Annotated in this window: 14 protein-coding genes and 1 pseudogene; 8 read left to right on the forward strand and 7 right to left on the reverse strand. The window is 35.1% G+C overall.

What is annotated here, in order from left to right; genetic code table 11:
- Nucleotides 1–439: 439 nt before the first annotated feature.
- Nucleotides 440–661 (forward strand): annotated as a pseudogene (locus tag ACFING_RS03440) (hypothetical protein); the annotation flags it as partial.
- Nucleotides 662–2128: 1467 nt separating this feature from the next.
- Here ACFING_RS03440 and ACFING_RS03445 read toward each other — a convergent pair.
- The 3 genes from ACFING_RS03445 to ACFING_RS03455 all read right to left on the reverse strand — a co-directional run bounded on the left by ACFING_RS03445 (nucleotide 2129) and on the right by ACFING_RS03455 (nucleotide 3230).
- Nucleotides 2129–2659: a hypothetical protein gene (locus ACFING_RS03445; protein ID WP_375629905.1), complete on the reverse strand. Its 531-nt coding sequence runs from the start codon at nucleotides 2657–2659 to the stop codon at nucleotides 2129–2131.
- A 33-nt stretch (nucleotides 2660–2692) separates the two neighbouring features.
- The gene (locus tag ACFING_RS03450; RefSeq protein ID WP_375629908.1) at nucleotides 2693–2926 is read right to left on the reverse strand and encodes a hypothetical protein; all 234 of its coding nucleotides are present in this window, start codon (nucleotides 2924–2926) and stop codon (nucleotides 2693–2695) included.
- A 124-nt stretch (nucleotides 2927–3050) separates the two neighbouring features.
- Nucleotides 3051–3230: a DEAD/DEAH box helicase family protein gene (locus ACFING_RS03455; RefSeq protein ID WP_375629911.1), complete on the reverse strand. Its 180-nt coding sequence runs from the start codon at nucleotides 3228–3230 to the stop codon at nucleotides 3051–3053.
- A gap of 632 nt (nucleotides 3231–3862) precedes the next feature.
- Between ACFING_RS03455 and ACFING_RS03460 the strand changes: the two genes are divergently transcribed.
- The 4 genes from ACFING_RS03460 (at nucleotide 3863) to ACFING_RS03475 (ending at nucleotide 9688) form a co-directional block, all read left to right on the forward strand.
- Nucleotides 3863–4471 (forward strand): fumarylacetoacetate hydrolase family protein, encoded by a 609-nt coding sequence (locus ACFING_RS03460; RefSeq protein ID WP_375629914.1) that lies wholly within the window; start codon nucleotides 3863–3865, stop codon nucleotides 4469–4471.
- Nucleotides 4468–5100 (forward strand): LysE family translocator, encoded by a 633-nt coding sequence (locus ACFING_RS03465; protein ID WP_375629917.1) that lies wholly within the window; start codon nucleotides 4468–4470, stop codon nucleotides 5098–5100. The genes ACFING_RS03460 and ACFING_RS03465 overlap by 4 nt, the downstream gene beginning before the upstream one ends.
- 782 nt (nucleotides 5101–5882) lie before the next feature.
- On the forward strand, nucleotides 5883–7283 hold the full coding sequence (locus tag ACFING_RS03470; protein ID WP_375612030.1) for an amino acid permease: 1401 nt from the start codon (nucleotides 5883–5885) through the stop codon (nucleotides 7281–7283).
- A gap of 1013 nt (nucleotides 7284–8296) precedes the next feature.
- On the forward strand, nucleotides 8297–9688 hold the full coding sequence (locus tag ACFING_RS03475) for an amino acid permease (protein WP_375612029.1): 1392 nt from the start codon (nucleotides 8297–8299) through the stop codon (nucleotides 9686–9688).
- 126 nt (nucleotides 9689–9814) lie between these two features.
- Here ACFING_RS03475 and ilvC read toward each other — a convergent pair whose 3' ends face one another.
- The 3 genes from ilvC to ACFING_RS03490 all read right to left on the reverse strand — a co-directional run bounded on the left by ilvC (nucleotide 9815) and on the right by ACFING_RS03490 (nucleotide 13839).
- Nucleotides 9815–10834, reverse strand: coding sequence for a ketol-acid reductoisomerase (ilvC, locus tag ACFING_RS03480; protein WP_375612028.1), 1020 nt, complete (start codon nucleotides 10832–10834; stop codon nucleotides 9815–9817).
- Nucleotides 10835–11899: 1065 nt separating this feature from the next.
- Nucleotides 11900–12634, reverse strand: a complete 735-nt coding sequence (locus ACFING_RS03485) for a pyridoxine 5'-phosphate synthase (RefSeq protein WP_375629920.1) — start codon at nucleotides 12632–12634, stop codon at nucleotides 11900–11902.
- An 83-nt stretch (nucleotides 12635–12717) separates the two neighbouring features.
- Nucleotides 12718–13839 carry an ATP-dependent RecD-like DNA helicase gene (locus tag ACFING_RS03490; RefSeq protein WP_375629922.1) on the reverse strand — a complete coding sequence of 374 codons (1122 nt, stop codon included), beginning with the start codon at nucleotides 13837–13839 and terminating at the stop codon, nucleotides 12718–12720.
- Between the two features lie 1039 nt (nucleotides 13840–14878).
- Between ACFING_RS03490 and ACFING_RS03495 the strand changes: the two genes are divergently transcribed.
- From ACFING_RS03495 to ACFING_RS03505, 3 genes are all read left to right on the forward strand, one after another.
- Complete coding sequence (locus ACFING_RS03495; protein WP_375629925.1) at nucleotides 14879–15805, forward strand: D-2-hydroxyacid dehydrogenase family protein; 927 nt, start codon at nucleotides 14879–14881, stop codon at nucleotides 15803–15805.
- Nucleotides 15806–16034: 229 nt separating this feature from the next.
- Nucleotides 16035–16463, forward strand: a complete 429-nt coding sequence (locus ACFING_RS03500; RefSeq protein WP_375629928.1) for an MFS transporter — start codon at nucleotides 16035–16037, stop codon at nucleotides 16461–16463.
- A 961-nt stretch (nucleotides 16464–17424) separates the two neighbouring features.
- The gene (locus ACFING_RS03505; RefSeq protein ID WP_375629930.1) at nucleotides 17425–17790 is read left to right on the forward strand and encodes a hypothetical protein; all 366 of its coding nucleotides are present in this window, start codon (nucleotides 17425–17427) and stop codon (nucleotides 17788–17790) included.
- Nucleotides 17791–18935: 1145 nt separating this feature from the next.
- On the opposite strand, the gene ACFING_RS03510 is transcribed toward ACFING_RS03505, so the two are convergent.
- A complete protein-coding gene (locus tag ACFING_RS03510) occupies nucleotides 18936–20735 on the reverse strand; it encodes an acetolactate synthase 3 large subunit (RefSeq protein ID WP_375621344.1) in 1800 nt (599 codons plus the stop codon).
- Nucleotides 20736–20916: the final 181 nt, after the last annotated feature.

Genomic DNA, 20916 nt, shown 5'->3' on the forward strand with positions numbered 1-20916 from the left:
AACTGCTTTATTTTAACTGCTGAAGATCTCTCCCCCACATTTATATGAAAGAACTTCTAAACAAAACTGTTTAGCCCATCAATGGTTAATACATTAATATCCCCATAAATATAAAGGATAAATTTGCTCAACCATATCCCCTTGCATTCATAGAGTGAACCTTCAAAGAACGCCTCATCTATGAGTTTTGAGGGTTTGAGAAACCTTCAAAACCTATAAGCAAAATTCGCAATAAAACCTATCAAAATAATCATTATGATAATTTAAAAGCACATGCTTCATTTGTCTTTTTTCCATAAAACGAATAGCAGATTTCACTATTTTGCTGATCTTATCCCATGTCATGGGCTGTGGATAAGCAGCATTTAAAAAACCTTTTGAAAAAAATTTATCCGCTTTGAATGACTTTACCTCTTCTGATACTCGCTATTTATTCTAAATGGATTTAATTGAATTCATTATTAAAGCATTAAAAGATTTTGCTGATATCAAAGCAGGTACCTTAGGCGGCTTTATTGAAAAGGAAGATAACCTCTCTCATGAGGGCAATTGCTGGGACTATGATGAGGCTCTTGTGTTTAAAAATGGTCACGTTTATGAAAATGCTAGGGTTTATGGCAATGCCAAGGTCTGGGGTAAAGCCTATGGCAATGCAAAATTAAACAGTCAAAGTAAAGTAAGTGTCGTTCCAAAAAAATGTAAGGTTTATGAAAACGATAATGTTGTCAATATAACTGATAAAACAGAATAAAAATAGATATGGGGGGCGTGCCTTTTTATGGTGTATAAACGCATATAAAACGCATTGCTATAAACATATCATAAAAGAGAGAGTAAAATAAAAAAAAGCCGCGCCAAGTGATATGACGCGGCTTTCAAATAGCGATTCTTATTGATTAAAATGAATCATCCACAATGGAGTAATCAGTGCATATATACAAAACGTATCATATTACAAGTGCTTTATGAGAGATATAAAACTTATCAAAAGGAATGTAAATGTTGCGTATGATCTTTAATCACTCATTTGAATGAGAGAGCCTATAAACGCTTTTATGGCTATCAAACGTATCAATCATAACGTCTTTATCTTTAAAAAATAAAGCACATTATCAAAATGCTTGGTAGCTTTATCAAAACCCGCTTTTTACATTTACGAGCGTTGGTTTTCAAAACAATCTCTCATAAGACAATAAACAACTGATTTTATCAAACGCAAGGCTTTAAAAACTGTTATAAACATCAGTTTCAAACGTTTAAACATGCATTTAGAAAAGCTTTCATAAGCGTATTTTCATTTTGCACTCAAATGTAACTTCTTTGCAATTAATTGCTCTATATTTGGCTAGCAAAATTAAGTAAAATCCCATGCCTTATGATGTTAAAATATTTTTGAATTTTGCTTGCTTATCTTTGTCTCAATAGCTGCCCCCAATTTTGGGGTGAGTAAATCACTCAGTCCATATTTGGGCTCTGTGCTTTTAAACGGTAACTTTTAAAACATTTTTTAGTACCATGTCTAAGTAGATAGTATTCTACTGCTATTGCATTGTTCGTTTCCATTTTTTTGTGGAAGTGAATACAGTTTCGTTTTTAAAAATTAGCATAGCTGTTGTGATGATACTATATTTATGCTGCTTACTTATCGTTTCTAAATTTTTAGAAAGCGTTTTTAAAAGCGATCTTGTCTTTAAATCCTTTTATGTAATCTTTAAAATGTTCGGTGTTATGATGATGCTGTTATAACAGCTTTCTATTTTACGCTTCTCAATTTTGAGAAGTGTAATTTTATGTTTTTATCATGTGATAACAATCCAATCTTTAAAACAAGATGTGATCTTTAAACGTATGTTATCGATAATTCCAAACAATTAAATTTTAAAACAATGTAATTTGTGCTGTGATAAAAACGTATCATAAATTTATAAACTGTTATGAATGATATCTGCTTTTCATTTGAATGACACATGCGTTATAACATTTACATGATGATTTGCTTTTTATGGTCTATTTATACATAGCAATCTTATATAAAAAATAGTCAAATGAATCATGCATAAAAGTGTGGATTCTTATAAAAGAATTACACTCCAACTATTGACTTTATTGTGTTTTTTAGTATTACATCTTATATGACCGATAAGAGATGACCTTCGATCTCACCAACATCCGCACATAGCGTATGAAATCCACCGATCTTTTCAGAATTATCCTTTGTATAGCCATCAGGAGCCGTCGGATTTTGCGAAAGCTCAAAGGATAGCTCATTCGTCTGATCTTTTAAGATGAGATATATATAATAATCCTTTCCTGCTTCAAGATCTTCGTCAAAAGTCATCCTTCCACGCCCTAGAACGCGGTAAAAGATGGACCTATCCCCATTCTCTCCACCATGATAAAAGCGAAAACATGCCCCGTCATTGATCACAACACCTTTTCTATTTTTCGGATCGGCTTCCAGAATTCTGTCAGGTTGATGAAAACGCACATTCTCTAAAAAATTAGTGGAAAGAGAACCTACCTTACTTTGAAGTTCAGAAAGACTGTCACTGTTCCTCTGTGCCTTCTCTTGAACTTCTGTCAATGCACTCTTCGCTTCTTCCGCTAACACTTTTGCCTCAGAGGCGGCTGTATTCGCAGAATTTGTCGTTGCTGTCACCGTGTCTAATGAACTCTTGACCTCTCCAAGCCCTTACTTTGTCGTATCAGCCTCTTCTTTTGCTTGCTCCGCAACATTTATCGCTTCTTCCGCTGTTATCTTCGCAGTCTCAGCTACTTCCTTGGCTTCTACAACCAAAGGTTCTACCTTATCTGCCTTAACCTGCACCGCTTCACAAATGATCAGATCAAATTCTGATAAACCGTATTTCTCTTGCGCATCCGCAATCACTTGGATTAATTGGTAAGTAGCAAACACCACGGTCATTGCATTCGCTAAGACTTTATTTGTTTTTTTTCAAAGCTTCTGAACATCTGTTGGTAGCTGATAGAGCCAAGATCTGAGACATCGAGTTCGACAACAGCATCTTTGTTTTACGACTCTTGCCAACTTATGTATCAGAATACACCACAAAGGAATGAAACAGTACTTCTATATAGCGTGTCCATTCTCTTATCGTTTGTGACATCAAAGCCAGAAAAGGCACGAGAAACAAAACACGCTCTCCAGTTCCGGCTATTTGTTGTGCTATCTTAAAGCTGGTAAAAATCTTCTCCGTTCCAAATGCCATAATAAGTTTGCCACGGTCTGCTTCTTTTTAACCATCACAGACTTTCTCATACTTTTGGATTTGTTGAAAAGTTATCCCTAATTGGTGCCCTAATTGCTTTTACGACATTCCCAGCATTTTTTTGAAAGCGATTTTTTGCCTATAGAAATGTCGTTAAAATGTGGCTTTTTGCTTTTCACTTTCAAGTCCCCCGCCGGTTGCGAGCACCCTCGCATTAGTATTCCGAGAGCCTGAAAGTATTGAATACGAACCAGATTTTTACTTTTAGTGCTCATAGCACCTAGACATAGAAAAATATCCCATAATTCTGAGACACCCACAGAGTAGGCTCATTTATGATCGAACTTTAGGGCTTTCAGCCCCTACTAATCGCTGCGTAGACGAGCAAAATCACTCTTTAAGTAATAAAGTAATTTCAGGAGATTAGCAATCAAAATGAAAATAATCTCAAAGACTATAAGATTGAGCACTCTTCAAAAGAGGATAATGCGAAGGGCTGTCATCGTGGTTAGTCATTAACCCACATAATGCTTCTTTTCCAGAAAACGCAAAACGCGATATAAGAAAAAATGTTGTTTGCAAAGTTTTCTCTTGCCTATACAAAGAGAAAATGAAAAATTTGGAGGGCTCCCATGATAAATGACATCTACTGTGTTGGATACAATTATGTTGAACATGTTCATGAACTAGGTAATGTTGTTGAAGATGAACCCGTTATCTTTAGCAAGCCAAAAAGTTCACTCGTTTTAGGCAATGAAATTTATCTCCCTAATTTTTCCAAAGAAATACATTTTGAAACCGAAATTGTACTCAAAATCTCAAAGGACGCTTTCATGATCATGGAGGAAGAAGCAGAAGAATGCTATGATGCCGTAGCAATAGGTCTTGATCTCACCGCGCGGGATTTGCAAACAAAACTGAAAGAAAAAAAGCTTCCTTGGCTTTTATCGAAAGGATTTAAAGGCGCTGCATACGTCTCTGACTTCATAAACAAAGAAAAAATAAACAACCCAATAACCTTTGCAATGAAGTTGAATGGCGAAACAAGACAAGTTGGCAATACGAAAAATATGATCTTTAGCTTTGAGAAGATAATCTCATTTTTAAGTCACTACATTCAGCTAAGACATGGTGATCTCATATACACAGGCACTCCACAGGGTGTCGGAAAACTTTCTCAGTTTGACAGAATAGAATTGTATCTCGAAAATCAATTAATTTCAGAGCTAAAAGTAAAATGAATCATCAAATACTGACCTTTTTCATTGTTTCATTTTTTTTAGTCATCTCACTGGGGCCGAATATGGCCCTTATCATCGATAATGCAACGAGATTGGGAAGAAAGAACGCATTTGTAAACGTTTTAGGATTGTGTACAGCAACATATGTGCATGGGGCATTTTCCATACTAGGTGTATCAGCGCTCATTCTCAACAACAAAACGCTGTTTTTTTTAGTAAAACTCATGGGTGGCAGCTATTTATTATACATGAGCTTTAAATCAATTAAATCTGGAATACACAGCTTAAATTCAAAAGAAAGAAGTTCAACGAATGAAAAGCATGCTACGAGTGAAACAAAGCTTTTAACCAGCTATATGGACGGTTTTCTGACACAAATACTAAACCCCAAAGTATCTATATTTTACATAGCAGCTTTTCCAAAATTCTTAGCTTCTGGAGGTAGCATTAAAAAAGGTTTTGAACTTGTCACAATACATTCTTTCAACATCTTTGCATGGTTTACTTTAATGACCATTTTTATATCATTTGCCAGTACCGCCTTAAAAAAGCAGCGGGTAAAAGGCTCGATTAACATTGCGACAGGAACAGTTTTATCTCTGTTTTCTTTTTTCATTTTCTTTGGATAGTTTTATCTTTGATTACAAATTGTAAAGTTAATAGAGCAATCTTTTCCTGATTCTGTCTCTCACTATGAATAGCTCAATCTCTAACAGAGCTTATACAATCCCCAGTTCTTTTTTTCTTTATATAACTGAATTACGTTGCATTTCTTTATCATACTCTCAAGGACGTTTGTGTAAACAATGTGAGTTTCTCGCAATATTTTATAAAATGTTACCAATATCTAAACAAAATCCTTATTCATCACTTTTAAAAAAATAAGCTATGATATTCCTCTTTTCGTTTATGAAACAAAAGTAACTTTTTGATTTATGATAGCACCATACAAACAAAAAAATGATTTAAAAATCATTTTAATTTTCCATTAAAAATTGTTTCTTAAACTAAGATGAGAACTCTCGAGTGCTATTTGAGCAAAAAGTAAACTCTCACCATTATGAATAATAATAAATAATGCACTGATTACAAATAATAAGTTTCAAAAAATTATAAAAACTCCTGACAACTTTCTGAAATAATTTTAAAAGCCCCACGTCTTTTAATGAACAATTAATTTGTTATTCATAACAATAAAAAGCTCCCCATTCAAATATCTGTTACGTTATTTAAGAGGACAACATTCTCTTTTTTCAAAAGCATATTCCTAAAACATATTCTTTTCTTTATCCACACAAAATCATAAAAAACGTTTTTTTCCTTTACACCTCATTTATATCATGCTTCGATACAAAATAATGCTTTTTTAGTGTAATTTAATCTCAAAATAATTAAAGGGAACCCCCAAAAAATGAGCTACAAACAAAATTTAAAAGATAATTCTCAGAATAAGTTACAGCGTGGACTACACAACCGACATGTACAACTTATAGCCATTGGTGGTGCTATTGGAACAGGTCTCTTCATGGGGGCAGGAAAAACAATTAGTGTAGCAGGTCCTTCCATCATACTCGTTTATGCTATTATCGGTTTTGCTCTATACTTTGTCATGCGTGCTATGGGAGAATTGTTGCTTTCTAATTCACAATACCGATCTCTTATTGATTTTTCAACCGATATGCTAGGACCGGGAATCGCTTTCTTTGTTGGCTGGAGCTATTGGTTGAGCTGGGTTGTAACTGGAGCTGCTGACATTATTGCCATCATCACTTATATGAACTTTTGGTGGCCAACACTCAATCCATGGTTTACCGTTTTTACCTGCATTAGCGTCTTTTTAATCTTTAACCTCTTTGCCGTAAAACTATTCGGTGAACTTGAATTCTGGTTTGGTCTTATCAAAGTCGTCGCAATTTTAGCATTAATTGTTGTGGGATTTTATATGATCGTTACGGGCTTTACCTCTCCCAATGGTACGGTTGCTTCTCTCAATCACGTATGGAACGATGGCAATATCTTTCCGCGAGGAATGACAGGTTTTTTTGCTGGATTTCAAATTGCTATTTTTTCTTTTGTTGGTATAGAAATTGCTGGAACAACCGCTGCTGAAGTAAAAGAACCTAAAAAAGTGCTCCCCAAAGCAATTAATGCAATACCGGTCCGTATTGTACTCTTTTACATTTTTTCTCTCGCTGTAATTATGTCTGTCACACCTTGGGATCAAATTGTTCCAGATAAAAGCCCCTTTGTCTCGATGTTTTGGCTTGCAGGCATTCCGATAGCTGCTGGCTTGGTAAACTTTGTCGTTATCACCTCAGCTGCCTCTTCAGCAAATAGTGGTATTTTTTCTACCAGCCGTATGATATATGGACTTGCAACACAAAAAGGTGCCCCTCCAATTTTAGGTAAACTTTCCAGATACCATGTTCCAGCCAATGCTCTATTCTTTTCCTGTTTATGTATTTTAATAGGGTATACAATTGCCTCACTCTCTCCAAGCCTCATAAGTGCTTTTACAATTGTGACAAGCATTTCAGCTATTGCATTTTTATTCGTATGGTCTGTAATTTTGATTAGCTATATTGTGTATCGTCGCAATCGCCCTCATCTACACGCTGAATCCATTTATAAAATGCCAGGAGGTGTTATCATGTGTGGGATAATTTTAGTTTTCTTTGTTTTCATGCTCTATTTGTTGACATTAGAAGCTGATACTCTACTAGCCTTAAAATATAGTATATTCTGGTTTGTTTTCTTAGGTATAATGTATTTTATGTTTGTAAAGAAAAAAATAACTCAAGGTAACAAATAAAGTCTATACATAAAAACATCTCAAAAAAGGGTAATTTTAGTTACCCTTTTTCTACTTAACCTCCTCCCCAAACATCAAAAAACGACGATTCCTACCGGCACCGGTTTGTAAACAATCCGGCTTATTAAGGGGGAATGCTGCTGATCATTTATATGGTTCACCTACATAAGGCTCTATGGGCTAGCCCTGCCCTGAACACTCACCACCCATTCTAAAAATACTTAATGCGTAAAATGTTATATGCTTTATATCACTACTCTACACAACAGTATTTTACTGCACAATAGGATAAGAAACGAGCTATTCTGTAAAAAATTCTCTATAAACTTCACTGACATTGTTTACTAATAAAACATGAGATTTATCTAAAACTTTCCCCCCCCAAAAATTTATATTCAATTTTTTATCAAAATTAAAAATATAGCTCTAAACAGAATATATCTTAATAGCTATCTGCAATAAAAAAAGATTCTATGAAAATATTTTTCTATTTGTAATAAATTTTAAATATTAATACTTAAATGTAAATTTAAAATATATTTTTTAATGTTTCAAATAATAGTTTAAATATTTAAAATTATTTTATTTATATACAAAGTTTTATATTTAATAAGTTTACAATTTTATTTATATTTTTATATAGATAACAATATCTATAAATAAATAAATTTAAATATAAAGATATTTATATAAAAATTAATATAAACAAATATACATAAATATAAATTATTATTTATATACATATAATATAATATATAATATAAATTATATTATATATTATATATATTACTTATGTATAAAACATAAAAAATCAAAAAAATATAATACAATTTATCTTTTGTTTCTTATATATAAAATAATTATTCCATTAATTAATAATGTTTTTGCTTTATTCACATATAGTCATAGAAAAAAATTCCTTTACTCCTTAACCATAGCGTGTTCCGATAGAAGGAATTACCTTTTTTTAGGGTAATTTTTATTTAAAAATAACTAAGGAGAACTCCCCAAAAATGAACAAACAAAATTTAGAAAAAAAACCTAAGAAGAAATTGCAACGTGGACTACATAACCGACACATACAACTTATAGCCCTTGGTGGAGCGATTGGAACAGGTCTCTTCATGGGATCAGGAAAAACAATCAGTGTAGCAGGCCCCTCAATTCTACTCGTTTATGCAATTATTGGTTGTGCTCTATACTTTGTCATGCGCGCTATGGGAGAGTTATTGCTTTCTAATACACAATACCGATCTTTTATTGACTTCTCAACCGATCTTCTAGGGCCATGTGCCGGATTCTTTATCGGCTGGACATATTGGTTGTGTTGGATTGTCACTGGAACTGCTGAAATTATTGCTATTGTCACTTATACACACTTTTGGTGGCCTGAGCTCAATCCGTGGATTCCTGTTATAATTGGTCTTATGTCCTTTTTAATTCTTAACCTCGTCGCCGTAAAACTATTTGGCGAACTTGAGTTTTGGTTTGGTTTTATCAAAATCGTAGCAATTCTAGTCCTAATCGTTGTAGGATTTTATATGATCTTTACCGGTTTTGTCTCTCCAAACGGTACGGTTGCTTCTCTTAGCCATATATGGAACGGTGGGAATATTTTTCCGCGAGGAATTACAGGCTTTTTTGCTGGATTTCAAATTGTTATTTTTGCTTTTGTTGGCATTGAACTCGCTGGAACAGCTGCTGCTGAAGTAAAAGAGCCTCAAAAAGCTTTACCACAGGCTGTTAATTCAATACCAATCCGCATTGTATTCTTTTATATATTCTCTCTTCTTGTGATTATGTCTGTGACGCCGTGGGATCAAATCAGTCCAGAAAAAAGCCCATTTGTAACAATGTATGCACTTATTGGTATCCCAACTGCTGCAGGTTTGATGAACTTTGTTGTCCTCACAGCTGCCGCCTCTTCAGCAAATAGTGGAATTTTTTCTACCAGCCGTATGATATATGGGCTAGCAACACAAAAAGGTGCTCCTAAATTTTTAGGAAAACTTTCTCGTAACCACGTTCCAGCCAACGCATTATTCTTTTCATGTATATGCATCTTATTTGGTTATGCCGTTGTATCGTTATCTCAAACACTCATAGCTGCTTTTACAATTGTTACGACAATTGCCGCAACTTTGTTTATATTTGTATGGTCTATCATTTTGATCAGCTATATCGTCTATCGCCGCAATCGTCCTCTCCAGCATACTGTCTCTCCTTATAAAATGCCAGGAGGTGTTGTTATGTGTTGGGCGCTTCTTGTTTTCTTTGCATTCATTATCTATTTATTGTCATTAGAAGCTGACACTGCCATAGCTTTAAAATACACTCCAGCATGGTTCATATTTTTAGGAATTGTATACTTTCTTTTTGGGAAAAAGAATTATGCAAAAAATTAAAAAATAAAGCTTATATTACAAAAAACATATAAACAAAAAACATATAAAAAGGGTAACTAAAGTTACCCTTTTTATATTTATCTATAAAATTATAAAAGCTATTGACAAAATATCTCTGTAGAATCTTCAATTACGCTCTTTATCAACCAAAGCATTCGATTTTATCCAAGGCATCATAGAACGAAGTTTTTTACCCACTTCTTCAATAGGATGATTATCATTTAAACGCCGCATACTTTTAAAATGAGCAGCACCAGCTTTATATTCTTGAATCCAATTCGATGTAAATTTACCCGTTTGAATATCTTTCAATATACGTTTCATTTCTGCTCTGGTTTCATCCGTAATCACACGTGGACCAGACATATATTCACCCCATTCAGCTGTATTAGAAATCGAATAATTCATATTTGCAATGCCCCCTTCATACATGAGATCAACAATCAGTTTAACCTCATGCAAACACTCAAAATAAGCCATTTCCGGTGCATAACCTGCTTGTGTTAATGTTTCATAACCTGCTCGAATCAATTCAACAAGACCACCACAAAGAACCGCTTGTTCACCAAAAAGATCAGTTTCGCACTCTTCTTTAAATGTTGTTTCAATCACCCCAGCACGTCCACCACCAAGTCCACATGCATAAGATAATGCTACATTATGTGCATGCCCTGAAGCATCTTGCGCCACCGCTATTAAGCAAGGAACACCACAACCCCGTTGGTATTCATGACGAACTGTATGCCCTGGACCTTTAGGAGCAATCATCACAATATCAACGTTTTTTTTAGGTTCAATCAAGCCAAAATGAATGCTCAAACCATGCGCAAAAGCAATCGCTGCCCCATCGTGTAAATGATCATGAATATGTTCCTTATAAATATCAGCTTGCAATTCATCTGGTGTTGCCATCATGATGAGATCTGCCCATTTTGCTGCTTCAGCAACACTCACCACTTCAAAACCATCAGCCATGGCTTTTTTAACTGTTTCCGACCCTGAACGCAAAGCTATTTGCACATTTTTAACACCAGAATCTTTCAAGTTTAAAGCGTGCGCACGCCCTTGAGAACCATAACCAACAATGGCTACTTTTTTCCCTTTAATGAGATTAACATCCGCATCACGATCATAATAAACACGCATAAAAAATTCCTTCTTTCTCTATTTAAACTGGATTTCAGATTATTTTTATTCAATAAGAAACATTATCTACAGTGCATCACACACTTATAAAGACAAAAAAAACCGCTTATAAGAACACAGCAATTGAATAATTTTAAAGTTTACATATTGCATAGAAAAAACTGTAGTCCCCAAACATTCCTAAAACATATACGGATCCCCAAATAAACTTCAACTGCTATTCTACAAAAACAATAATTACACAAAATAAGATTTCTAAAGAAAATTTAGCTAATATTCTACTCTTTTATCGTGCAACAACGCTATATTCTAAAAATTAAGATACAACATACAATCTTTAACATGAACCAAATCAATACGGATAGCAAGAAAAATTACAAAATAACAAGTATTGTTTTAATACAACCTTCAAAAGCATATACAACAATATCTTTAGAATAATAGAGAGGATGTTTTTACTTTTTACGTTCTTTTAATATCCACGCCTCTCACACGAAGAAGCCCCCATACGGCTATTATGTTATCCATTTATGGCGCCTTATAAAAAAATTTTAATATGCTCAAGCCCTTTTCAAGAATTCCCTATAATAGTGTAAGATTTATTGCACATCACTCTCTTTACTTCATAAAGCTACAAGTCGATATCATCATTCTATTTAACAGCTCCTATTGCATTAAGCTTATTCATAAGGAGATTTTACGTTATACTATTTACAGATAACCCAAAAATGAGCTCAAATATCAAGAAAATTTGTGTATTGATCCATTAAAATCCTACGCACTCCTTTATAAGGGAAATACTTTCAAAACCCTACTTCTTCTCCATTCAAAGAAATTATAATAAGAAGATTTTAAAACTTCCTCATAATGGATAGTACAAATAAAAAACATCGCATGCACTCAAAAACAAAAGATAGAAAGCAACCAATAAATAGAGGAACAATAGAATATTTATAATGCACGATAATAGTGCTATTTATCTCAACATATATAAAATTGTTTTTTAAGATAAATTGGCAAACCTCTATAAAAATTTCTTTTCCAATTTTTATAGAGAGAAAAAGATTACGATAATAACCGGATAAAACGCTGAACAGTCTCATGTATTCCATACTCTAATGCATCAGCAATGAGCCCATGGCCAATAGAAACTTCATCAAGCCAAGGAATATTTTTGACAAGAGCAGGAAGATTCATAAGTGTCAGATCATGCCCTGCGTTTATACCTAACTGCAATTCTTTTGCTCTTCTTGCTGCTAAAACAAGTTTATTGAGCTCTTGATCTTGTTTTGTTTTATCCTGAAATGCACCACCGTAAGGTCCCGTGTAAAATTCCACACGATCAGCGCCCATTGCTTTAGCAATATCAAGACCATCGACAGTAGGATTAGCAAAAAGGGATACACGAATCTTTCTTTTTTTTAAATTCTGAATAATAGGTGCTAAAAATTCTGCATCATGAGCAAAATTCCACCCATGATCAGACGTTGACTGATCTGGATCATCAGGAACAAGGGTAATCTGGTCCGCATAATTTTCAGCGATATCCAAAAATTGATCACTTGGATAACCTTCAATATTAAACTCAGCAGTAGGAAAAGTGTTCTTTATTAAACAGTATATATCTGGCAAATCCGAAAAACGAATATGCCTTTCATCAGGGCGCGGATGAACCGTCAAACCTGTTGCTCCAGCAGCAAGCGCTATATGCCCAATATTCGTTATACTTGGCCACGGAAGATTACGTCGATTACGCAAAACAGCAACAGCATTAAGATTAACCGAAAGTTTTACCGCCATGCCCATTTCCATTTTTTATAGTGTGTAACAAGATAGAAAAAAGGCATTTTCCATCTGAAACTGAGATGATACACATATTTTCTCTATCGAACAATCGTTAAACGCTCTGCTGCGCGGGTAATTCCCGTATAAAGCCAGCGCGCATACATATCACGAAATGCAAAACTTTCATCAAACAAAACGACATTATTCCATTGAGAACCTTGCGCCTTATGAACCGTTAATGCATACCCATAATCAAAATCATCATATCGCTTTTTTAATTGCCATGAAATTTCTTGATCAGGGTTTTCAAACGCTGCTTTTAAAAGTTTAATCTTTGCTACCCCACGCTCACTTTCTTCTGGTTTCACAAGAAGATTAATACTTGGTTTAACGGTCTCCTTCTGTGAAGTCATCACCTTCCATAAAGAGCCATTCAACAAACCTTTAATCGGATCATTTCGCAAACACACCAGCTTATCTCCCGCTTGTGGATAATCTGCTGTAAATCCCTTTAACACACGCAAACGCTGATTATAAAGGTGGCGTGTACGATTAACCCCTACCAAGACCTGATCAGCATCCAAAACCAATTGTTGATTGACCTCTTTACGTGTCACAACGCGCGCTTCTCCATAGTCACCATAAGCAATATCGCGTCCTTCACGTACATCCATAGCAAGACGTATAATCGGATTATCTCGCGCTTGCCGATGAATTTCTGAAAGAAGAAAATCTGGTTCTCCATTAGAAAAAAAGCCTCCACCTGATATAGGAGGCAATTGACCTGGATCACCAAGAACAAGAATTGGCGTTCGAAAACTCATTAAATCACGGGCCAATTTTTCATCTACCATCGAGCACTCATCAACAATAATGAGTTTAGCTTGTGCAGCAGCACTTCTTCGATTTAACGTAAATGTTGGAGCAATAGACTTTTTTCCTGTTATTTCATCGGAAACTTCCTCTTCTCCACGCGGACAATAAATCAGCGAATGAATCGTACAAGCATTGCTTGCACCTTTAGAACGCAAAACCTGCGCCGCCTTCCCTGTAAAAGCAGCAAATTGAACAGAACCATCAACTGTCTCTGCAAAATAGCGTGCAAGCGTCGTCTTACCCGTCCCCGCATAGCCAAAAAGGCGAAAAAGAGGAAAACGCCCTTCCTTCAACCACGCGGCAACAGCCTTCAATGCATTATCCTGTTCCGGCGAAAACTGCATAGCTTACCAACATAAGATTTGCATAAAAAGAGCAGTATTTTGAAAAAAAACGACTATCAAGAAAAACCTTTTTATTAAGAATTGCTGACACACGCCCATCTAACAACTTTCGTAGCACAATTATCAATTATTTACCCATTGTTTTTTCAAGATATTGTAACAATCTAAATTTTATCTATACATCGATCTTCTTGGTAACACCTTATGCGTATCAAATAAAATATCATTTTTTACAACAGTAACACCAACAATGGAAGATGCATATCTTAAATTTAAAATAACACCTATATACGCTTTTTCTAACCAAAATTTAGAATGAGAAAAAGAGCATTGCAATTGCAAAACCCTCACTAGAAAAAATGTCCTTAACAGGATAAGAATAATGTAATTTTTGAACGCTATTTTACACAATCAATCAGCTTTCTTGCACATAAAAATAAAGTACATCCACTATTACGAAAGAATAATTAAATATATCAAAAACCTTTTGGCAAAAATAGAAATAGCTCTCAACAAAACGACTTAATCCTATGATGATACACCTATAAAGTTCCTATCTCCCTCTCATCATGATTTTAATAAATTTACTCTTCATGCTACAAATAAGTGATATCTCAACGAATAAAGAGAGACATCACACTTATATGAAGCACGCTTTATCTCGCACAAATACGTAGCTTTTTCTGTTTCAACAATAAAATATGGTTCGTAAGTATGGCCTTCTTGGTGGTCTATTATAGAAAACTGGGACATGGCTTTAGTCCAGCGTAGCACTTCAGGTTCGTCCTCTAGAATATGAGAAAAGCGCAATTCTCCATCTACTGAGTCAAACTTTTTCTTTTTGTCGCAATGTTTTAAAGTTTATAAAAACTAACTGATTAATGCTATTCTTATTGCTAGAAATAACAATAAATCAAGGGATATAATTTGTTAATAGGCTTGGCGTTATGTCAAAATATCAGCGATGAGATTGCTTTTTGGTTGTTTTAGAAATGAAATAATGAGCTCAAATATTGATGAATGAAACGGGAGGTTTAAATTGAAAATATTAATTCCAGATGACTATCAAAAAGCCACCCTAACATTACAGTCTATTACAAAATTAATGACATCACATGAAGTGCTGGTTATAAATAATTTAGCTAAAGAATGTGATTTAGAAGATAAGCTCAAAGAGATAGATATTCTTATCTTAATCAGAGAGCGGACTATAGTTGATAGAAATCTTCTCCTGAAACTGCCAAATTTAAAATTAATCTGCCAAACAGGCCCTATAGGTTCACATATTGATATAGAAACTTGTAGAGACTTAGGAATTGAAATATTAGACGGTGGTGGAGATCCAACTTCTGCTGCTGAATTTGCGTGGCTCTTAATTATGTCTGCGCGTAGAAAACTCTGTAAATCTGTATCTGATATGAAAAAAGGACGATGGCAAACAACATTTGGCAACCAAATGAAAGGGGCTACTCTTGGAATATTCGGGTTTGGCCGTATTGGTAAAATGGTTGCTCAATATGCTCAAGCTTTTGGCATGTCCATTTTGGTTTATGGGAGCGAGCGTTCAACGCAAGAAGCAAAAAATTTAGGTTATCATTTTACGCATTCAAAAGATGAATTTTTTACACGTCCTGACGTTATATCCGTCCATTTACGTTTAAGCGATAAAACCAGAGAAATCATAAAATTAGATGATCTATTGAGCATGAAACCTCATGCTATTTTTGTCAACACAGCGCGTTCAGCTTTGGTTGAAAAAGGGGCGATAGAAAAAATACTAAGTTTGGAAAATTCAATTTACTTTGCACTGGATGTTTATGACAGCGAGCCAGTATATGAAAGCAAATTATTGCAATCAGATAGAGTTCTTTGCACACCGCATCTGGGCTATGTGACTGAAGAAAGCTTTGAGAATTATTTTGAAAAAGCTTGCCAAAATATAGCATCTTTTATAAAGAGCACTTAATGCCGGCTGAGCCAATGTTTGTAAAATTATCTTATATCACTAGCATATCAAATTTGTACGACACATAATAGCTTATTTCCTTAAATTAAGCATATTCCTTAGCTTTCATATTCATACCAATCGTATTGACAGATTTTTATGTAATCAGCATAAAATACCTCATTTATTATTGCAATCATTATTAAAAAAGGCTACTTCATTGGAATACACTTTAATTGGAGGGGGCATAGTGGGCAATAATAAATTTATAGAAAAAAATTATTATAGATGGATTGTATTACTTGTTGCCACGATCGCTCAAGCATCAGCCTGCTTCTTTGTTCAAGGGATTGGTCCTTTAGCTGAATTTTTTAAGAAGGATTTCTTGCTTAGTGACTCTCAGATAGGTTTACTATCTTCAGCAGCACAGTTCCTACCTATTATTGGATTACTTGTAGCTGGTGAATTACTAGACAAGTTTAACGAGCACTATATTATTGGAGTTGGCGCGATCGGCGTTTCTGTCGCTCTTTTGTTGGAAGCAATCGCAGATAACTATATTTCCCTTTTGGTTTGTTTGCTAATTGTAGGGGGATTTATAGTTCTGCTCAACTCGGTAGTGCTAAATCCGTTTCTTCATGGTTTCCACAATCGCAACGCGGATTTGCAATGGGAATAAGGCAGGCGGGGCTACCATTAGGTAGAGGCATTAGCTGGGTATAGTTATTCCTGCGAGTGCCCTTGTCTATGGCATACAAGGTGCGTTTTTGGTCGGTACCATAGTTTCTTTTTTAGGTGGATGTATATTTATTATTTTTATCACTCACCAGCAAAAGTTATCACTATCGTTCCAGAAAGCAAGGCAAAAGTTTCGTTCTATGCAAATGTAAGGTCACGTCTTGCGATGTGGCTGCGCCGCATATGAAGAATAATATTTTTTCAAACGTTTCACTTGTGATCGTTTAATATGTTTTAACCATTTTTATAACGATTTATTTTTATAGAATCTATCACCTGTCTCTAGATAAAAGTGCTTATTTATTTTTTGTTTCACAGGCTTCTGGTGCCTTAGGAAGAATTATTTTAGCAGCGTGGAGTGATCATTGTAGAAAAGGACGATTTTTTCCTGTCTTGTTTTGCATGATTGCAATCGTTTTTGGATTTTTAATATTAATTTTGAGCATGAGTGGATCGATAATTTATTTAACTATTTTATCTGCTTGGTTAGTTTTTGGAGGAATGGGATAGTATGGCCCTTGGGTTGCTTATATTGTAGACTCTTCGCCGAAAGAAAGCGTTGGCTTTTCTCTGGATTTAGGAATGTCTATAAATCAAATCGCAATCATTACTGCTCCACGATTATTTGGATTAATCCAAGATTTTACAGAAACTTATTTACTAACATGGCTGATTTTAATTATTGTTTTTTCACTTTTCTTAATAAGAAAGTAGGGAAATATAATTGGGGAGGAAATTATAATGATAAATGAAAATACTTTTGAGTTGAGCAATATCGAAAGAGACAAACTTTGAGAGGCTTTAGACCATGTTATTTATGATCCATACGGGTGGTATTGAATATTCGGTTGAGCTAAAAAATAGCATTTTCGCTGCTACCCCATAGAATATTAACAATTCTTATGAACCAAAAGGTGTCTATTACTCCCAGACCATATCTAATCTTTGAAAATCTTCCAATTGATAGACAAATTAATACGTCACCTAATCCTTATAATTTAGATGCGTCTTGTAAAAGTGGCTATATTAGCGAAAATTTAATTATGATGTTTTCTTTATTGATCGGAGAGCCTTATTCAATTAAGTTTGAAGGCGAACATATAGTAAATAACATAGTTCCTTTAGAGGATAATAAAAAAGATTATACAGGATTAGGATCTGAAGTTGAGTTAGATTTTCATACAGAAAATGCTGCACTAAAATTTATAACGAGTTTAAATTTATCTCCTAAAGGGGATAATTTTATCTGGTGTTCGCAATGGTGTTGATGGCCCGTTAACGAGAATATCTGATACACGTCTAGCTTTAAAACTTTTAAGTGAGGAGGATTTGAGGAGCTTAAGGGATAATTTATATATAATTAATGTTCCCTATAGATGGAGAAAAAATGGGGTAACCTCTACAAGTAAAGTGCCCCTAGTTCAAGGGGACGGTGAATTCCCAGATATCAGCGCTGTTTTTTATCCAGGCATGTTAGAGCCACAGTCAAAAAAGCCAAGAAAGCTTCAGATCATTTTTATGAAGCTATTAAGGCTGTATCTTTTGGAATTGATGTACAACCCATAAGATTATTATACATTGATAACAGAATGGCTCTACACTCTAGAGATAAATTTTATGGATCATTTGATCGTTATGAAAATCCAATGCGGTGGATTCAAAGAGTGTTTGTGTCTGCAGATTTATGGAATCATAGATATGTAGAACAAATAAAAGAAAGAGTATTTGATTTTCAATGCTAATGTCCTGATAATGATATAATGGTGAGTATTATTCTGATTTATATATATTGACTACATATCTCATATGTATAGATTCCTCCCGCATAATCAGGTGAGGCTACTACCTGATTATAGGCTATGGTGGCCAATTGATTTTCTATGACTGCATTTGCTTTTTGTTATATTTGCCCTTCTTTTCAAGTCGCTAGGGGATTCTCCTATCAAGCCCTTGAAAGAGTGATTTGGAGTAATTTCATAATGCGAAACCAAAACATAGTGACAAACTTTTCTATTGTTTTCACAAATATGACGGTTTGCATGGTTGCACCCTTCAAGCAGTGTGGCTTTTTTTCTTGCACGATGAAATCATTCATATATGAGACAACATAATTAATTTATAACAGATAATTCAATGTATTATCTAAAAAATGCAACGAAATAGCTATTAATGTGAACATATGAATTAAAAAAACAAACATCGCGTACAAATAAATTCAAACATACTTGTGCACACGACTTATAACATTTTTTAGATGAACAAATAATAATACACCCCATGTCTTTAAACAAAGAATGAAAATCATAAAATGAGCTCTAAGGATAATAAGAACTCTCCACAAAGAAGTGACAGAGATGAAGACTCCAAAGACTTCATCATCACCATCCTTCAGCATTTTGTTAACATATTCATTTTATACAAGAATCTTTCCCGCGGAAGAAATAGCATTTGCAATAGCTTCTTCGCTTGCCTCATCGGGTAATAACATCTCATTATGAGCACATCCCGATGGGATCATAGGAAAACAGTTTTCTAAATGATAAACACGACAATCAAAAAGAACAGGCTTATCACAGTCAATCATCTGCTGAATTTTATCATCAAGTTCATCGGGTTTTGAACAATGAATTCCCACGGCTCCATAAGCTTGTGCCAATTTCACAAAGTCAGGCATAGATTCCGTATAAGAATGAGAAAGACGATTACCATGCAGCAATTGCTGCCACTGGCGGACCATTCCCATATACTGATTATTTAAAATGAAAATTTTCACCGGTGTGTCATGCTGAATAGCTGTTGCAAGCTCTTGAATATTCATCTGAATGGAGGCATCACCAGAAATACACACAACAAGCGCATCAGGATGCGCTATTTGAACACCTATAGCAGCAGGTAAACCATATCCCATCGTTCCAAGACCACCAGAAGTCATCCAATGTTTTGGTTCATCAAAATGATAATACTGCGCTGCCCACATCTGATGCTGCCCGACATCCGTTGTAATATAAGCATTCGCATCTTTGGTAAAAGCATACAGCCGTTCAAGAGCATATTGCGGCATAATGACATCTTTTTTCTCCGCATATGCCAATGAATTACGAGCTTTCCAACGGTTAATTTGCGTCCACCACGCCTCACGGACTTCACTGTTAAACGCTGGTTGCTGTATCTTTAAGAGTTGCGTCATATCTCCTAAAACACAAGCCACATCACCAATAATTGGAACTTCTGCTTTTACAATTTTATTGATAGAAGAAGGGTCAATATCAATATGAATAATACGCGCATGAGGTGCAAATGCATCAAGGCGCCCGGTGATACGATCATCAAATCGTGCTCCAACAGCTAACATGACATCACAATCATGCATGGCCATATTAGCCTCATAGGTTCCATGCATTCCAAGCATTCCAAGCCAATTTTTACCGGAAGCAGGATAAGCACCAAGTCCCATTAATGTTGAAGTAATCGGAAAATCCCCCAATTGAACCAAATTACGTAAAAGCTGTATAGCTTTCATCCCCGATGAAATAACACCACCACCAGAATAAATAATAGGGCGTTTTGCCTCAACTAAAAGAGAAACGGCAGATTCAATAGCCTTAGTATTCCCTTTCAACGATGGAAAAGAATGTAAAGACTCCTGAACTTGAGGTGCTCTATAAAATCCTGAAGCAAATTGAACATCCTTAGGAATATCAATCAAAACCGGCCCAGGACGACCTGATTGAGCAAGAAAAAAAGCTTCATGAATAATAGCCGCAAGATCATTGACATTTTTAACCAGCCAATTACGCTTCGTACAAGGCTTTGTAATTCCAACTGTATCAGCCTCTTGAAAAGCATTTGTTCCAATCACCGTTGTTGACACCTGCCCAGAAAAACAAATAAGAGGTATCGAATCCATAAGAGCATCTTGCAAAGGTGTAACAGCATTCGTTGCCCCTGGACCAGAAGTCACAAGCATAACCCCTACCTTCCCTGTGCTGCGTGCATAGCCTTCAGCTGCATGCCCTGCGGCTTGTTCATGGCGCACCAAAATATGCTGGAGTGTATCTTGGTGATAAAGAACATCAAAAATAGGCAAAACAGCCCCACCAGGATAACCAAAAATATGTTCAACGCCTTGATCTATAAGAGCTTGAACCACTATTTCAGCGCCCGACATTATTTTTCCATCTGCACTCTCTTGCTTTCTTGGATCATTTCTCATTTTTCCCACTCACCTACTTTATAGGACAATAAAAAAGCCCCTAACGGAGCCCATAAAAAAAGCCCCCAAAGGAGCCCATTACACAACACATACTGTATGATTACCCCCATTATTCCAACGTATAAAATATATAAAAAATTCCTTGTAGAGAGATTTCTAATTCCATTGATACCATTCGTCA

Origin of the sequence: Bartonella sp. AP150HLJHH (genome assembly GCF_042196385.1) — a bacterium.
Classification (GTDB): domain Bacteria; phylum Pseudomonadota; class Alphaproteobacteria; order Rhizobiales; family Rhizobiaceae; genus Bartonella.

Excerpts from the sequence above, each read along its gene's own strand:
- ACFING_RS03450 (WP_375629908.1), bottom strand. The coding sequence starts at position 2,926 with ATGACCGTGGTGTTTGCTACTTACCAATTAATCCAAGTGATTGCGGAT.
- ACFING_RS03455 (WP_375629911.1), bottom strand. The coding sequence starts at position 3,230 with ATGGCATTTGGAACGGAGAAGATTTTTACCAGCTTTAAGATAGCACAA.
- ACFING_RS03460 (WP_375629914.1), top strand. The coding sequence starts at position 3,863 with ATGATAAATGACATCTACTGTGTTGGATACAATTATGTTGAACATGTT.
- ACFING_RS03465 (WP_375629917.1), top strand. The coding sequence starts at position 4,468 with ATGAATCATCAAATACTGACCTTTTTCATTGTTTCATTTTTTTTAGTC.
- ACFING_RS03470 (WP_375612030.1), top strand. The coding sequence starts at position 5,883 with ATGAGCTACAAACAAAATTTAAAAGATAATTCTCAGAATAAGTTACAG.
- ACFING_RS03475 (WP_375612029.1), top strand. The coding sequence starts at position 8,297 with ATGAACAAACAAAATTTAGAAAAAAAACCTAAGAAGAAATTGCAACGT.
- ilvC (WP_375612028.1), bottom strand. The coding sequence starts at position 10,834 with ATGCGTGTTTATTATGATCGTGATGCGGATGTTAATCTCATTAAAGGG.
- ACFING_RS03485 (WP_375629920.1), bottom strand. The coding sequence starts at position 12,634 with ATGGCGGTAAAACTTTCGGTTAATCTTAATGCTGTTGCTGTTTTGCGT.
- ACFING_RS03490 (WP_375629922.1), bottom strand. The coding sequence starts at position 13,839 with ATGCAGTTTTCGCCGGAACAGGATAATGCATTGAAGGCTGTTGCCGCG.
- ACFING_RS03505 (WP_375629930.1), top strand. The coding sequence starts at position 17,425 with ATGAACCAAAAGGTGTCTATTACTCCCAGACCATATCTAATCTTTGAA.
- ACFING_RS03510 (WP_375621344.1), bottom strand. The coding sequence starts at position 20,735 with ATGAGAAATGATCCAAGAAAGCAAGAGAGTGCAGATGGAAAAATAATG.